Genomic DNA, 15,625 nt, shown 5'->3' with positions numbered 1-15,625 from the left:
CATGAGCACTGAGACCACTCCGGTCATCCCCCTGCCGCTCGGCGCCGCCCGCGCCGTCACCGCCGTCGGTGCCCTCGCCACCGCCGCCTCCGCCTTCCTGGCCTGGACCTGGACCGCCGACTTCCCCGGCGACCTCACGGTCACCGGCTACCCGGGCGGCCTGCAGTGGCTCACCCTCACCGCCGGCCTGCTCACCCTGCTGCTCGCCCTCGCGTCCTACGGCGTCCCGGGCCTGCGCTGGACCAGCCCGAGCGGCAGCGACAACGGCCTCCTGTACGCCGCGTTCGGCGGGGCGGCCGTCACCTGGTTCACCCTCATCGCCATCGCCACCGACCTCGGCGGCCTGGCCAACCTCGAGCCCGGCGGGTGGATCGCCGGCCTCGCCTCGCTGCTCGCCCTGATCGGCGCGCTCGGCCTGCCCGTCGACCGCCACCCCAAGGGCACCAGCTGGGGCCTGCGCCTCGCCAAGAGCGACCGCCCGCTGCCGAAGGCCCGTCAGCTCCCCTCCTCCGTCGAGGTGCTGCTCATCGTCGCGGCCTTCGCCGTCGGCCTGTTCGCGATCACCTTCGGCATCGACACCGAGTACGGCGAGCTGTTCGCCGGATACCTGATCCTGGCCGGGTTCGTCGTCGCGTCCCTCACCAAGTCCGGGCTGCTGCCCCGACTGCGAGCCCTGACGATCAAGCACCGCCCGGTCGCCACCGGCGCCGCCTTCGCCGCCGCCGCAGGCTTCCCGTTCACCCAGACCAGCGACCAGTACACCTCGGTCGCGGCGAACATCCTGATCTTCGCCACGGTCGCCCTGGGCCTGAACATCGTGGTCGGCCTGGCCGGTCTGCTCGACCTCGGGTACGTCGCCTTCCTCGGCGTCGGCGCGTACGCCGCCGCCCTGGTCTCCGGCTCCCCCGCCTCCCCGATCCACGTCCAGTTCCCGTTCTGGGCAGCCATGCTGACCGGCGCGGCGGCCTCCATGGTCTTCGGCGTACTGATCGGCGCCCCCACCCTGCGGCTGCGCGGCGACTACCTCGCCATCGTCACCCTGGGCTTCGGCGAGATCTTCCGCATCACCATGAACAACCTCAACGGGACCACCGGACCGAAGATCACCAACGGCTCCAACGGCATCCCGCGCATCCCGGACCTGGAGATCCTCGGCTTCAACCTCGGCCAGAAGCACACCATCGCCGGTGTCGAACTCGGCCGCTTCTCCAACTACTACCTGCTGATGCTGCTCGTCACCGCGTTCGTCGTCCTGGTGTTCGCCCGGGTCGGCAGCTCCCGGATCGGCCGCGCCTGGGTCGCCATCCGCGAGGACGAGACCGCAGCCGAGGCCATGGGCATCAACGGCTTCCGCCTCAAGCTGCTCGCCTTCGCCCTCGGCGCCTGCCTGGCCGGCCTGGCCGGCACCGTCCAGGCCCACGTCAGCTACACCGTCACCCCCGACCAGTACACCTTCGCCGAGGCGCTCCCGCCGAACTCGGCCTTCCTGCTGGCCGCCGTCATCCTCGGCGGCATGGGCACCATCAGCGGGCCGCTGGTCGGCGCGACGCTGCTCTTCCTGGTCCCGAAGAAGCTCGAGTTCCTCTCCAACTACCAGCTGCTGGCCTTCGGCATCACCCTCATCATCCTCATGCGGGTCCGCCCCGAAGGCATGATCGCCAACCGGCGCGCCAAGTTGGAGTTCCACGAGGCGGACATCCCCGCCCAGACCTCGCCGCCCAGCGAGACCGCACTCACCAAGGCAGGGGCGTGAACAGCCAGATGAGCACCACCACGAGCGCCCCCGTGCTCGACGCCCGTGGCGTCACGATGAAGTTCGGCGGCCTGACCGCCGTCAACAACGTCGACCTCACGGTCAACGCCGGCGAGATCGTCGGTCTGATCGGCCCCAACGGCGCCGGCAAGACCACCTTCTTCAACTGCCTCACGGGCCTCTACGTCCCCACCGAGGGCACCGTCAGCTACCAGGGCACCGTGCTGCCGCCCAAGCCGCACCTGGTCACCCAGGCCGGCATCGCCCGGACCTTCCAGAACATCCGGCTGTTCGGCAACATGACCGTCCTGGAGAACGTCCTGGTCGGCCGGCACACCCGCACCAAGGAGGGCCTGTTCTCGGCCATCCTGCGCGGCCCCGGCTACCACCGGGCCGAGAACGCCAGCCGCGAACGGGCCATGGAACTCCTCGAGTTCACCGGCCTGGCGGCCAAGGCCGACCACCTGGCCCGCAACCTCCCGTACGGCGAGCAGCGCAAGCTGGAGATCGCCAGGGCACTCGCCAGCGACCCCGGCCTGCTGCTCCTGGACGAGCCGACCGCCGGCATGAACCCCCAGGAGACCAACGCCGCCGAGCAGTTGGTGTTCGCGATCCGCGACCTGGGCATCGCGATCCTGGTGATCGAGCACGACATGAAGTTCATCTTCAACCTCTGCGACCGGACGGCCGTCCTGGTCCAGGGCCAGAAGATCGTCGAGGGCGACAAGGAGACCGTCCAGAACGACGAGCGGGTCATCACGGCGTACCTCGGTGCGCCCCTCGAGACCGCGACCAGCACCGACGAGCAGGCGGAGGACGCCACATGACCGCGCTGCTTGAGGTCCAGGACCTCCGCGTCGCCTACGGCAAGATCGAGGCCGTCAAGGGCATCAGTTTCACCGTGAACCAGGGTGAGGTGACCACCCTGATCGGCACCAACGGCGCCGGCAAGACCACCACCCTGCGCACCCTCTCCGGTCTGCTCAAGCCGACCGGCGGCACGGTGACCTTCGACGGGCAGCCGCTCGGCACGGTACCCGCCCACAAGATCGTCTCGCTCGGCCTCGCGCACTCCCCCGAGGGCCGGCACATCTTCCCCCGGATGACGATCGAGGAGAACCTGCTGCTCGGCGCCTTCCTCCGGAAGGACGCCGCCGGCATCACCGAGGACGTCGAGCGCGCCTACACGCTCTTCCCGATCCTCGGCGAACGGCGCAAGCAGGCCGCCGGCACCCTCTCCGGCGGCGAGCAGCAGATGCTCGCCATGGGCCGGGCGCTGATGTCCCGTCCGAAGCTGCTGATGCTGGACGAGCCCTCGATGGGTCTCTCCCCGCTGATGATGCAGAAGATCATGGCGACCATCGTCGAGCTCAAGGCCTCGGGCACCACCATCCTGCTGGTCGAGCAGAACGCGCAGGCGGCGCTCTCGCTCTCCGACCAGGGGTACGTGATGGAGACCGGCCGGATCGTGCTCACCGGCACCGGTCGCGACCTGCTCGGCAACGACTCGGTGCGCAAGGCGTACCTGGGTGAGGACTGACCGTTTCGGCAACGCGAAGGGCCCGGCCGCTCGGCCGGGCCCTTCGTCGTACCTGCCTCAGGCTTCGGGCGCCGCCGGCTCGGCCTTCTTCTTGTCCTGGGCGACGCCCTCCTCGATCACGGCCTCCGCGACGGCGGCCATGGTCATCCGGCGGTCCATCGAGGTCTTCTGGATCCAGCGGAAGGCGGCGGGCTCGGTCAGCCCGAACTTGGTCTGCAGCACGCTCTTCGCGCGGTCGACCAGCTTGCGGGTCTCCAGGCGCTGGGTGAGGTCGGCGATCTCCTCCTCCAGCGTCCGCATCTCGGTGTAGCGCGAGACGGCCATCTCGATCGCGGGCACCAGGTCGCTCTTGCTGAACGGCTTCACGATGTACGCCATCGCACCCGCGTCCCGGGCCCGGTCCACCAGCTCGCGCTGCGAGAACGCGGTCAGCATCAGGACGGGGGCGAGGTGCGCCTCGTGGATCCGCTCGGCGGCCGAGAGGCCGTCCAGGATCGGCATCTTCACGTCCAGGATGGCCAGGTCGGGCCTGAGCTCCTCGACCAGCTTCACCGCCGTCTCCCCGTCACCGGCCTCGCCGACGACCGTGTACCCCTCCTCCTCAAGCATCTCCTTGAGGTCGAGGCGGATCAGGGTCTCGTCCTCGGCGATGACAATTCGGGTGATCTGGGGCAAGTCGGTGTCAAGCGGCTGGGCCTGCTCGTCGGCGGTGCTCACGGGGCTCCTCGTTCCGGCGGGGTGCTGCATGCACGAGCCTACCCAGCTGCACGGGAAGGCGCGCACAGGGTATCCTTCTGATCGCTCGACCCTGCCGGGTTGGTGGAATGGCATACACGGATGTCTCAAACACATCTGCCCGAAAGGGCTTGCGGGTTCGAGTCCCGCACCCGGTACTCGTCTGACCCAGCAGGTTCATCATCACGAGTGGTTTACAGTCTGTCCGCCCCGTGTCGGGACTGCGTAGGGCCAGACGCTGGCATACATGACCGCCAGCCCTCTCCGCCAGCAGGCTCTTGACCTCATGCTCGGTGGAATGTCCAACGCCGACGTAGCGCGTCTGCTCGGTGCGCCCTACGGGACCGTGAGCTACTGGAGACACTGGGATCGATCCCGACGAGGTGACCTCCCTGGGCAGAGGCGTTCGACCTGCCCACGCTGTCATGGTGATCCACTCGATCCGCCGTCGTACGTCTATCTGCTCGGCCTCTATCTGGGTGACGGTCACATCGTGACCAAGCAGCGTGCCCCCAGTCTCAGCATCGCCTGCGGGGACGCCTGGCCCGGCCTCATCGACTCAGCCGAGCGGGCCGTCAGATGTGTCCTGCCCAACAACTCCGTCTGCCGTGTGCGCAACACCGGCTGTCACTACGTCAAGGTCTACTCCAGGCACCTGCCGTGCCTCTTCCCCCAGCACGGCCCGGGCAAGAAGCACGAACGCCCCATAGCCCTGGTGCCGTGGCAGCGGGAGCTGGTCGACGCCCACCCCTGGGCGCTGCTCCGCGGGCTGATCCACTCGGACGGCTGCCGGATCGTCAACTGGGCGAGCAGGACGACCGACGGGGTCGTCACGCGGTACGAGTACCCGCGCTACTTCTTCACCAACACCTCGACCGACATAGTCCGGCTCTTCACCGACACCCTCGACGCGGTCGGCGTCGCGTGGAAGTCCTATGCGCGACCGACCGGTGCGGTCAACATCTCGGTGGCGCGGAGGGCGTCCGTCGCGCTGATGGACCAGTACATCGGGCCGAAGTACTGAACGGTGGGGGCGCAGCCGTGGCCGTGCCCCCACGTGGACTCAGTTGTCGAGTTCCCCGACGTGGTGGACGCGGACCAGGTTGGTGGAGCCGGCCAGGCCGGGGGGTGAGCCGGCGGTGATGACGACGATGTCGCCCTTCTGGCAGCGGCCGAGGGAGAGCAGCTGGGCGTCCACCTGGGCGACCATCTCGTCGGTGGTGGCGGCGAAGGGGCCGAGGAAGGTTTCGGCGCCCCAGGTGACGGCGAGTTGGCTGCGGACGGCGGGCTCGTAGGTGAAGGCGAGCACGGGGATGGGTGAGCGGTAGCGGGAGAGCCGGCGGGCGGTGTCGCCGGACTGGGTGAAGGCGATCAGGTACTTGGCGTTGAGGAAGTCGCCGATCTCGGCGGCCGCGCGGGCCACCGCGCCGCCCTGGGTGCGGGGCTTGTTCCGCTCGGTGAGCGGCGGGAGGCCGGCCGCGAGGGTGTCCTCCTCGACCGCGGTGATGATCCGGGACATCGTCCGGACGGTCTCGACGGGGAACTTGCCGACGGAGGTCTCGCCGGAGAGCATCACCGCGTCGGTGCCGTCCAGTACGGCGTTGGCGACGTCGGAGGCCTCGGCCCGGGTGGGGCGGGAGGCGTTGATCATCGAGTCCAGCATCTGGGTGGCGACGATCACCGGCTTGGCGTTCCGCTTGGCCAGCTTGATGGCGCGCTTCTGCACCAACGGGACCTGCTCCAGCGGCATTTCGACGCCCAGGTCGCCACGGGCGACCATGATGCCGTCGAAGGCGTCGACGATGGACTCCAGGTTGTCGACCGCCTGCGGCTTCTCGATCTTGGCGATGACCGGGACGGACCTGCCCTCCTCGGCCATGATCCGGCGGACGTCCTCGACGTCCTTGCCGGTGCGGACGAAGGAGAGCGCGATCAGGTCGGCGCCGGTCCGCAGGGCCCAGCGCAGGTCGGCGACGTCCTTGTCGCTGAGCGCGGGCACCGAGACGGCTACGCCGGGGAGGTTGAGGCCCTTGTGGTCGGAGATCAGGCCGCCCTCGATGACGATGCAGTGCACCCGGGGCCCGTCGACGTGGGTGACCTCCAGGCAGACCCGGCCGTCGTCGACCAGGATGCGTTCGCCACGGGCCACGTCGTTGGCCAGGCCGCGGTAGGTGGTGCCGCAGATGTCGCGGTCACCGATCACCCCGTCCTCCACCGAGATGGTGAACTCGTCACCGCGTTCAAGGAGTACGGGCCCCTCGGCGAAGGTGTCGAGCCGGATCTTCGGACCTTGGAGGTCCACCAGGACACCGACGCTGCGGCCGGTCTCGTCGGAGGCCTTGCGGACCCGGCGGTAGCGCTCCTCGTGTTCGAGCTGGGAGCCGTGGCTGAGATTGAAGCGGGCGATGTCCATACCGGCTTCGACCAGTGCTTTGATCTGGTCGTACGAGTCGGCGGCGGGCCCGAGAGTACAGACGATTTTTGCTCGGCGCATGGCACGAGCCTAGGCATTACCGGTACGTAACATCGACGTTCCGGCCGACTTCACCATGGCGATTGTTGAACGATTGGGTGAACGATGTGACTTGTCGTGACTTCCCTTGCTGCAGAAGCCGGTTGGCCGTTCGTTGCGGTTCCGTGAAGGCCTGTTCACCCCCGGTTCAACCTCGCGTCGCATCCCGCTCCCACCCGGGCGGGACCCTTGAGGTCATGAACTGCCGCTCATGGGGGAAGGGTTGGCGATGAGAAGAGTCATCGGCGTACTGGTGGCCGTGGCGCTGCTGTGCGGGGTCGGACTCGCGGTCTACCTGCACGCCGGCCAGGCGGAGGATCTGAAACCGGTCCGGGTGCTGATCGGTTCGGAGAAGGCCGAGTTCTTCAACGACCCTGAGGTGGCAGCCGAGTTCAGGGCGAACGGGCTCGACGTCCGGCAGCAGACCATCGGCTCCTGGTCGATGGCCGGCTCGGACCTGAACGGCGTCGACCTGGCCTTTCCAGCCAGCCGGGGACCGGCCGAGGAGATCGCGAAGAGCAAGGGCATCACCACCGAGCCGGTACGTCCGTTCTATTCGCCGCTGGTGGTGATCGCACACCGGTCGACGGCCGAGGTCCTCAAGGCCAACGACCTGGCCGAGCAGTCAGGCCAGAACCCGTGGAAGCTGCGGATGGGGCCGTACATGGAGGCGGTCCGGAACGACACCAAGTGGTCGCAGCTCAAAGGAGCCGCCGGCAAGGCGGAGCTGTCCGGCGACATCTACCTGACCACCACCGATCCACGCACGTCCTCCTCGGGAGCGCTGCATCTGGCCGCCGTCTCGTACCTGGCGAACGGTGAGCGGGTGGTGGCGGACGACGCGGGGTTCGACCGGGTCGGGACGCTGCTGAAGAAGCTGACGGACAAGCAGGGTGACCAGAAGACGAGCTCCGACGGCCCGTTCAGCGACTTCCGGTCCGGTGTCGGCAACCCGCTGGTGCTGGTCTACGAGTCCCAGGTGGCCTCGCTGAAGGCGCACGGGATTTCGACGGGCGACCTGGTGGTGCTGTACCCGGACACCACCGTATGGAGTGACCACACGGCCGTCGGCTTGACGCCGGAGGGCCGGAAGGTGGCCGAACTGCTCCGGGACAGCCCGAAACTGCGTGCGCTGGAGGCCCGGCACGGCTTCCGCCCGACGGCCGATCCGGGAGCGCTCGGCAAGGCCCTGGAGGGGCACCAGGGCCCGGACTTCGCGGCGGACCTGGCCACCGCAGACATCAGGCAGGCCCAGGTGGCCGCCGTCCCGGTGCTGGCCAAGCTGGTCGAAGCGGCGAAGGGCAAGTGAGATGAGGACCGCGATATTCCGACGGACCGGACCGGCCGTCCTGGCCCTGGTCGTGACCCTGGCCCTGACGGCGACGTCCTGCACCAGCGAACCCGAGCCACCCTCCCCGAGCCCGTCCAAGGACGGCGTGCTGCGGGTGCTGGCGGGCAGCGAACTCCAGGACATGGCACCGGTGTTGGCCGAGGCGAAGAGGGCCACCGGCGTCAGCGTGCAGTTCACCTGGACCGGCTCGCTGGACGGTGCTGACACCGTCGCAGCCGGGCAGGCGGACGGCAAGTACGACGCGGTCTGGTTCCCGTCCAACCGCTATCTGCGGCTGGACGACGCCGCCAAGGGCAAGCTGCTCTCCGAGACGCCGGTCATGACCACCCCGGTCGCCGTCGGGGTCCGCTCCGGCATGCTCAGCGAGCTGGGCTGGGGCGACGGTTCGCAGGTCACCTGGGGTCAGCTCGGGGACGCTGCGGTGGCCGGGAAGCTGTCCTACGGGATGGCGGACCCGTCCCGCTCCAACTCAGGCTTCTCCGCCCTGGTCGCGCTGGCCGCGGCGTTCTCCGGCGCGGGCGCGGCCCTCACGCACGCGGACGTCACCAAGGCGGCACCCTCGCTCCAGCGGTTCTTCGCGGGTCAGCGGCTCACCTCCGGCTCCTCCGGCTGGCTGGCCGAGGCGTACCAGCGGGCCGGCCAGAACAGGGTCGCCGCGCTGGTGAACTACGAGTCGGTGCTGCTCTCGATGAACCGGACGCTGCCGGAGGCCGACCGGCTGACCGTGATCCGCCCGTTGGACGGCGTGGTCTCGGCCGACTACCCGCTCTCACTGCTGGCCTCGGCCGGGCAGCCCGCGCAGGACTCCTTCCAGCGGCTGGCCAAGTACCTGACCACGGCCGAGACCCAGCAGCGGATCTCGGCGGCGACGCTACGCCGCCCGGTGACGCCGAACGTCGCCCCGGCGGCCGGGGTGCCGACCGACCTGCGCCGCGAACTGCCGTTCCCGGGCACCCGGGCGGTGGCCGACGGCCTGCTGTCGTCGTACCAGAACGAACTGCGTCGGCCGTCCAGGACGGTGTACGTGCTGGACACCTCGGGGTCGATGAAGGGGCCCAGGCTGGAGGCGTTGCAGGCGGCGATGGCGCGGCTGACCGGGCTGCAGGACCCGCGCGGGGTGCGGCGGTTCCGGGAACGGGAGGAGGTGACCCTGATCGAGTTCGCCTCGAAGGTGAAGTCGGAGCGGACGTACACGGTGCCGGAGAGCGCCCCGGCGGTGGAGCTGGCCCGGATCGAGACGGATGTCCGGGCCATGCAGGCGAACGATGGGACGGCGGTGTACGACTCGCTGCGGGAGGCGTACGAGCTGCTCGCCCGCCAGCAGGCGGCGGCCGGTGACGACCGGTTCACCTCGATCGTGCTGATGACCGACGGGGAGAGCAACGAGGGGATGAAGGAGGCGGAGTTCCGCAGCTGGTTCGGCTCGCTGACGGAGCGTCAGCGGGTGGTGCCGGTCTTCCCGATCCAGTTCGGGGAGGCGGCCAAGGCGCAGCTCCAGGGCATCGCGGAGCTGACCGGCGGGAAGCTGTTCGACGGTACGGGCAACCTGGACGGGGCGTTCGAGGAGATCCGTGGCTATCAGTAGGGCGCTGGACTATCTGGAGTCGCCGCGCAACCTGGTGGGTTGCGCGGCGGGCGCCGGGGGGCTCGGGTTGTACCTGGCCGGGCTGACCGGCGGCTGGGGGCCGGCCGTGGTGGCGGCGATGTACGCGGCGGGGGCGCTGCTGGTGCCGTGGGGGCCGAAGCGGGGGACGTCGGAGCCGGCCGCGTTGGCGGAGCGGGTGGCGGCGATCGGGCTGCCCTCCTCGGTCGGTGCGGAGGCGTTGCTGGCCGCGCTCGGGGCGGCCGACCGGGAGCGGGTGCGGCGGATCGTGGAGTGGGAGCTGCCGGTGGCGCTGGACGGCTACGTCAGGGCCCGGTGTTGGGAGGCGTTGGCGCCGGGCGGGGTGGATCCGGTGGCGGCGCTGAAGGCGGAGGTCGACCGGATGGCGGCGCAGCTCTGAGCCGACCTGCGCACGGAGGTCGGGCGTCGTCGGCGAGCCGTCCGTGCACCGGGGTCAGGCGTCGTGGGCCAGCTGGGCGGCGATCTCGGCGCGGCGGCGGATGCCCAGCTTGCGGAAGCTGTTGGTGAGATGGGTCTCCACGGTGCGCAGCGCCAGGTGCAGCAGCTCGGCGATCTCGGGGTTGGAGTGGCCTTCTGCGGCCAGGCGGCAGACCCGCTTTTCGCTGTCGGTGAGGGCCTGGGCGCCGGTGTGGCGCTGTTTGACCGGGCGGGCTCCGGAGGCCAGCAGCAGTTCGGTGCCGACCGCCACCAGCCTTAGGGCGCCGGTCCGTTCGGCCAGGGTGACCGCTTCGCGCAGGGTGTCCCTGGCGGCGGCGCGGCGGCCGCTGCCGAGCAGCAGTCGGCCGAGGCCGAGCAGGGCGGGGATCAGTTCGGTTTCGAGGCCGTCGGCGCGCAGCAGGTCGACCGCTTCGCCCGCCGTGGTGAGTCCCTGTCGGCCGCCGGTGGCGGCGCCGAGGGCGCGCAGGGCCCGGCCGATGGTGCGCGGGGTGCCCCAGATCCGGGCCAGTCCGAGTTCTTCGGTGGCGAGTTCGGCGGCCGCGCCGGGTTGGCCGAGCAGCAGGTGGCAGTCGGCGGCGGCGGAGCGCCAGGGGGTGACGATCGGGCTGACCGCGTGGCGTTCGCCCTGTCGTCGGCCGCACTCCTGGAGGGCGGTGAGGGCTTCGGTGGGGCGTCCGGCGGCGAGTTCCACCAGGCCGCGGGCGTAGAGCAGTTCGTTCCACTCCCAGGAGCCTTCGCTGCCGGGGGCGTCCGCCCCGGCGGCGGTGGCGAGGTGGCGGGCCTCGGTGAGGCAGCCGGTCTCCAGCAGGGCGAGTACCGCCTGGGAGGTCAGGTGCGAGTTGTTGAGGGCGAGGACGCCGAGGTGGTTCTCGGCGCTGTGCAACTCGGTCAGCAGCAGGGCGTACTGGCTGCGCATCATCCGGCTCTCCGCGCGGACGCTGAGCAGGCACTGGTAGGCGGGGTGCAGGGGGGTGCCGCGGTGTGCGGACAGCCCGTCGGCCACCAGGCGGTCGGCGAGCGGCAGCAGGTCGGCCCACTGGGCCAGGGTGGCGGCGGTGGCGTTGACGTAGCTGCGGGAGAAGGTGTCCGGCGTCCTGGTGGTCAACTGCTCGATCCGTCCGGCCGCTTCGGCCGCGGAGAGCGCGCCGCTGGCGGCCTCGTACTCGGTCAGCATGCCGAGGGCGGCCGGGGCCAGGCCGTCGGGGGTGCGGGCCTCGATCCGACGCAGTCCTTCGACCACCTGGAGCCAGCTGGCGCCGTCGTGCGAGGCGATCAGGGCGGCGGCGGCGTGGACGGCGCGGGCCAGTTCGGGGTGGTCGGCGAAGCGTTCGGCGAGGTCCTCCATCACTTCCAGCGCGGCGGCGGTCTCGCCCCGGCCGGCGAGCGCGGAGCCGAGGGCGTTGGCCGCCTCGAAGACGGCCTCGTCGGACTGGTGCAGGCGGACCGCCTGGGCCAGGTGCCGGGTGCCGGTGACGGATTCGGGTGGGCCCAGGGTGACTTCCTGGCAGCCGAGTTCGAGCAGGACGGTGCCGCGCCGGTGGCCGGTGAGCGGTTCGCGCAGGGCGCGCCGGAACAGCCGGACGGCGCGGGCGGTCCGTCCGTCCCGCCGGGCGGTGCGGGCCGCGCCGATCAGGACGTCGGCGGCCCACTCGGCGCCGCAGACCTCGGTCTGCAGCAGGTGACCGGCGATCAGGTCCTCGGACTCGCCGCGGTCGTAGAGCAGGGCGGCGAGTCCGTGGTGCACCTCGGCCCGGCGTTCCTGGCCCCAGTCGGCGAGGACGGCGGTGCGCAGCCAGGGGTGGGCGAACTCGTCGAGGCGTCCCGCGCCGCCGTCCTGGAGCATGCCGTGGGCGCGCAGCCCGTGCAGCCAGTCGGCGACCCGGCCGGTGCCGTCCCCGGCCAGGGTGGGCAGGTCGGCGCCGCCGGTGGGGTGGCCGGACAGCTGGGCGAGGATCCGGGCGGCGGTGGCGACGGGTTCGCCGGCGGCCCGCAGCCAGTGGCCGACCGCGTCCTGGAAGGCTCCGCCGGGGGTGTCGCCGAGCGGGTGTCCGGGGGTGCCGAGCTCGGCGAGCAGGGCGTTCAGCAGGGCGTGCAGCAGCAGCGGGGTGCCGCCGGTGGCGCGCAGGCAGTCGTCGACCAGGTCCTCGGGGGCGGGGCGGCCGAGCCGGGCGGCCAGGAGTTCGGCGACGCCCCCGCGGGTGAGCGGGCCGAGCCGGTGCGGGTGGACGGCGCCGGCCGGGAGGTCCTGGCCGAACCGCGGGGTGCCGCCGGTCCGGCCGGGCCGGCGGCGTTCGGTCACGACGGCCAGCACGGGCAGGCGTTCGAGTCGCCGGCCGAGCTGGCTCAGCCAGCAGAGGGACGGGGGGTCCGCGTGCTGGACATCGTCGACGAGCAGCAGCATCGGGCGGCGGGCGGCGTGTTCGCGGAGCAGCTCCCAGGGCGCGGCGCCGTCCGGACCCGGGCCGAACTCGACTCCCGCTCCAGCCAGTTGGCGGGCGGCGGCGTAGGGGTGGGTGGCCTCGTCGGCCGCGCAGTTGGCGCGTAGGACGGTCATCGGCCGGGCGGCTTCGGAGCGGGCCAGGGCGTCCAGCAGGGCGCTGCGGCCGACGCCGGTCGGGCCGGTGAGCAGCAGCAGGCTGCCGTGGCCGTGCCGGGCGAGCTCCGCCAGCCGGGCCGCCTCGTCGAGCACGGCGCGGCGTTCGACCAGTCCCGGCCCGGACCGGTCCCGGCCGACGCCCGCCAGGGCGGCACTGCTGATCATCTCTGTCACGCCCTCCCGGTCGTCCCCGTCCAGAACCACGGGCCGACCGGGCGGATCGGTCGCCCGGACCGTCGGCGGATCGCTGTGAGCTTGCTCTCACGGGCCCGATCTCGTGGTCAACCACGATGGTAGGCCCGGCCGGGTCACGGTGAGCATGGGGCCGGGGTGGGGCCGGACGCGTGCGTTCTCCCACCTGTCCGAGTGCAGACACAGCAGGGGGAGAGCCGTGACCATCGAGTACGTCGCCGAGACGCTCCGAGCGCCGGCCCTGGTCCGGGTGCTGATCCAGGCGACCGATCCCATCTCGCACGCCGGGGCGGTCAGCCAGCTCCGGCGGTGCCCGGGTCTGGAGCTCGCGGAGAACGGCGAGACCGGCCCGGGGTCGGTGGCGGTACTGGTGGCCGAGACGGTGGACCGGGCCGTGACGGGGACGCTGCGCAGGCTGGTACACCTGGAGGAGCACCGGGTGGTGCTGGTGGTGGATCAGATCCGGGAGGCCGACCTGCTGGAGGCCGTCGAGTGTGGGGTGTCGGCGATCCTGCGGCGGCGGGAGGCGACGGCGGAGCGGCTGGAGCAGGCGGTACTGGCCGCCGCGCGCGGTGAGGGCGACCTGCCGGGCGACCTGCTGGGGCGGCTGATCACCCAGATGGGGCGGCTGCAGCGGAGCGTCCAGGGTCTGCCCGGCTTCACGCCGCCGGGCATCTCGGAGCGCGAGTCGGACATCCTGCGGCTGGTCGCGGAGGGGTGGGACACCGGCGAGATCGCCAGCAAGCTCTCGTACTCGGAGCGCACCGTCAAGAACGTGCTGCACGGTCTGACGAGCCGTCTGAACCTCCGCAACCGCGCCCACGCGGTGGCACACGCGCTGCGTGAGGGTTACATCTAGGGGCTTCCCGCCGGGCGGCCGTCACGCGCGGGTCTTCTACTTCTCACCTGCTGGAAACGTACTGGGGGCTGTTCGCCAGGGCCTTTTGCAGGCAGACTTCTACGCGCGTCACCACCCCTGCTGACGGACCGTTTCACCCCACGTTGGAGTCGTCCATGTCCCTGAACCGTCGTGACTTCGTCGCCCGCTCGGCGGTGACCGCCGCCGGTGCCGCCCTGGCCGGCGGACTGCCGCTGGCGACGGCAGCCCCGGCCGCCGCCGCGCCCGCCGAGCAGCGGGGCAACGCCCCGAAGAAGCAGACGTTCACCGTGATGGGCACCACCGACCTGCACGGCCGGGCGCTCAACTGGGACTACTTCACCGACGCCGAGTACGACGACAAGGCGCACAACGACGTCGGCCTCGCCAAGATCTCCACCCTGGTGAAGCAGGTCCGCGAGGAGCAGGGCTGCCACCGCACCCTGCTCATCGACGCCGGCGACATCATCCAGGGCACCCAGCTGACGTACTACTACGCCCGGGTCGAGCCGATCACCGGCAAGCGTCCGCCCAAGCACCCGATGGCCGAGGCGATGAACGCCATCGGCTACGACGCCGCGGCGCTCGGCAACCACGAGTTCAACTACGGCATCCCGACCGTCCGCGCCTTCGAGGAGCAGCTGGACTTCCCGCTGCTGGGCGCCAACGCGCTGTTCGCCAAGGACGAGAAGCCGGCCTTCCCGCCGTACGTCATCAAGGAGCTGCACCTCGGCCACGGCCGTCCGCTCCGGGTGGGCATCCTGGGTCTGACCAACCCGGGCATCGCGATCTGGGACAAGGCCAACGTGGCGGGCCAGATGGTCTTCCCCGGCATCGTCGAGATGGCCAAGAAGTACGTGCCCCGGATGAAGGCGGCCGGCGCGGACGTCATCGTGGTGTCGGCGCACTCCGGCATCGACGAGCCGACCACCTACGGCGACCAGCTGCCCTGGCCCGAGGACGCCTCGGGCGAGATGGCGGAGACGGTGCCCGGCATCGACGCGGTGCTGGTGGGCCACACCCACAAGGAGGTGCCGCAGCGTCTGATCGTCAACAAGGTGACCGGAAAGACGGTCGTGCTCTCCGAGCCGCTCTGCTGGGCGCAGCGGCTGTCCCGCTTCGACTTCGAGGTGGAGTTCTCGCGCGGCGAGTGGCACGTGACCTCGCTGACCTCGCGGGTGCTGAACTCCAACACGGTGGCGGAGGACCCGGAGATCGTCCGCCTGCTCAGCACCCAGCACAAGAAGGTCGTCGAGTACGTCAACCAGGTGATCGGCACTTGCAAGGCCGAGCTGTCGATCAGTGAGGCCCGCTTCAAGGACGTGCCGATCATCGACCTGATCGGCCGGGTGCAGGCGGACACCGTCAAGGCGGCCCTGGTGGGCACCCAGTACGCCGCACTGCCGGTGCTGGCGCAGGCCGCGCCGTTCAACCGCACCGCCGTGATCCCGGCCGGCACCGTCAAGCTGCGCGACGCCGCCGGGCTGTACATCTACGAGAACACCCTGGAGGCCCGTGTCCTGACGGGTGCCCAGATCAAGGCGTACCTGGAGTACTCGGCGAAGTACTTCGCCCAGCTCGCCCCCGGCGACGCGGTCAACCTGGACACGCTGACCAACCAGGCGAACACGCCGGACTACAACTACGACGCGGTGTACGGGGTTTCGTACGACATCGACATCTCGCAGCCGGTCGGCTCGCGGATCGTCAACCTCACCTACGAGGGCAAGGCGGTCGACCCGGCGGCGAAGTTCGTGCTGGCGGTGAACAACTACCGGGCCAACGGCGGCGGTAACTTCCCCGGGGTCGCGACGGCGCCGCTGGCGTGGGCGAACTCGGACGAGATCCGCAACACGATGATCGCCTGGGTGAAGGCCAAGGGCGTCATCGACCCGACCGACTTCGGCGGAGTCACGTGGCGCCTGGTCCGGGCCGGCGTCCCGCTGTTCTAGACCCTGCGAAAAAGCGGATCGGCGGCACTGGGCTTCCCAGTGCCGCCGATTCGGC

At 70.8% G+C, this 15,625-nt stretch carries 12 protein-coding genes and 1 tRNA gene; 10 read left to right on the top strand and 3 right to left on the bottom strand.

What is annotated here, in order from left to right:
- Position 1 precedes the first annotated feature (1 nt).
- The 3 genes from ACKUU6_RS25075 to ACKUU6_RS25065 are packed head-to-tail and all read left to right on the top strand — an operon-like array spanning position 2 to position 3,293.
- Complete coding sequence (locus ACKUU6_RS25075) at positions 2-1,753, top strand: branched-chain amino acid ABC transporter permease (RefSeq protein ID WP_407990817.1); 1,752 nt, start codon at positions 2-4, stop codon at positions 1,751-1,753.
- 8 nt (positions 1,754-1,761) lie between these two features.
- Positions 1,762-2,580: an ABC transporter ATP-binding protein gene (locus ACKUU6_RS25070; protein ID WP_407990816.1), complete on the top strand. Its 819-nt coding sequence runs from the start codon at positions 1,762-1,764 to the stop codon at positions 2,578-2,580.
- On the top strand, positions 2,577-3,293 hold the full coding sequence (locus ACKUU6_RS25065; RefSeq protein WP_407990815.1) for an ABC transporter ATP-binding protein: 717 nt from the start codon (positions 2,577-2,579) through the stop codon (positions 3,291-3,293). Before ACKUU6_RS25070 ends, ACKUU6_RS25065 begins: the two co-directional genes overlap by 4 nt.
- A 57-nt stretch (positions 3,294-3,350) precedes the next feature.
- On the opposite strand, the gene ACKUU6_RS25060 is transcribed toward ACKUU6_RS25065, so the two are convergent.
- Entirely contained in the window at positions 3,351-4,010 is a 660-nt protein-coding gene (locus ACKUU6_RS25060) for an ANTAR domain-containing response regulator (protein ID WP_407990814.1), read from the bottom strand.
- A gap of 93 nt (positions 4,011-4,103) precedes the next feature.
- Here ACKUU6_RS25060 and ACKUU6_RS25055 point away from each other — a divergent pair.
- Together ACKUU6_RS25055 and ACKUU6_RS25050 are read left to right on the top strand one after the other, a co-directional pair.
- Positions 4,104-4,186, top strand: a tRNA-Leu gene (locus tag ACKUU6_RS25055).
- Positions 4,187-4,521: 335 nt separating this feature from the next.
- Positions 4,522-5,052, top strand: coding sequence for a helix-turn-helix domain-containing protein (locus tag ACKUU6_RS25050; protein ID WP_407990813.1), 531 nt, complete (start codon positions 4,522-4,524; stop codon positions 5,050-5,052).
- 39 nt (positions 5,053-5,091) lie between these two features.
- Here the strand turns inward: ACKUU6_RS25050 and pyk are convergent, their stop codons facing one another.
- Complete coding sequence (gene pyk, locus ACKUU6_RS25045) at positions 5,092-6,522, bottom strand: pyruvate kinase (protein WP_407990812.1); 1,431 nt, start codon at positions 6,520-6,522, stop codon at positions 5,092-5,094.
- A gap of 247 nt (positions 6,523-6,769) precedes the next feature.
- On the opposite strand from pyk, the gene ACKUU6_RS25040 reads away from it, so the two are divergent.
- From ACKUU6_RS25040 to ACKUU6_RS25030, 3 genes are read left to right on the top strand one after another with little or no spacing between them, the layout of a single operon-like run.
- Entirely contained in the window at positions 6,770-7,849 is a 1,080-nt protein-coding gene (locus tag ACKUU6_RS25040) for a substrate-binding domain-containing protein (protein WP_407990811.1), read from the top strand.
- Between the two features lies 1 nt (position 7,850).
- Positions 7,851-9,476: an extracellular solute-binding protein gene (locus ACKUU6_RS25035; protein WP_407990810.1), complete on the top strand. Its 1,626-nt coding sequence runs from the start codon at positions 7,851-7,853 to the stop codon at positions 9,474-9,476.
- Positions 9,463-9,894, top strand: a complete 432-nt coding sequence (locus tag ACKUU6_RS25030) for a hypothetical protein (protein WP_407990809.1) — start codon at positions 9,463-9,465, stop codon at positions 9,892-9,894. The genes ACKUU6_RS25035 and ACKUU6_RS25030 overlap by 14 nt, the downstream gene beginning before the upstream one ends.
- Positions 9,895-9,948: 54 nt before the next feature.
- On the opposite strand, the gene ACKUU6_RS25025 is transcribed toward ACKUU6_RS25030, so the two are convergent.
- Entirely contained in the window at positions 9,949-12,714 is a 2,766-nt protein-coding gene (locus ACKUU6_RS25025) for a LuxR C-terminal-related transcriptional regulator (protein ID WP_407992233.1), read from the bottom strand.
- A gap of 232 nt (positions 12,715-12,946) precedes the next feature.
- Between ACKUU6_RS25025 and ACKUU6_RS25020 the strand changes: the two genes are divergently transcribed.
- Both ACKUU6_RS25020 and ACKUU6_RS25015 read left to right on the top strand, forming a co-directional pair.
- Positions 12,947-13,600 (top strand): response regulator transcription factor, encoded by a 654-nt coding sequence (locus ACKUU6_RS25020; protein WP_407992232.1) that lies wholly within the window; start codon positions 12,947-12,949, stop codon positions 13,598-13,600.
- Positions 13,601-13,755: 155 nt separating this feature from the next.
- On the top strand, positions 13,756-15,570 hold the full coding sequence (locus tag ACKUU6_RS25015) for a bifunctional metallophosphatase/5'-nucleotidase (RefSeq protein WP_407990808.1): 1,815 nt from the start codon (positions 13,756-13,758) through the stop codon (positions 15,568-15,570).
- Positions 15,571-15,625 lie beyond the last annotated feature (55 nt).

Origin of the sequence: Kitasatospora sp. CMC57 (genome assembly GCF_045866025.2) — a bacterium.
GTDB lineage: Bacteria > Actinomycetota > Actinomycetes > Streptomycetales > Streptomycetaceae > Kitasatospora.
This window is presented reverse-complemented; position numbering and strand designations above follow the sequence as displayed.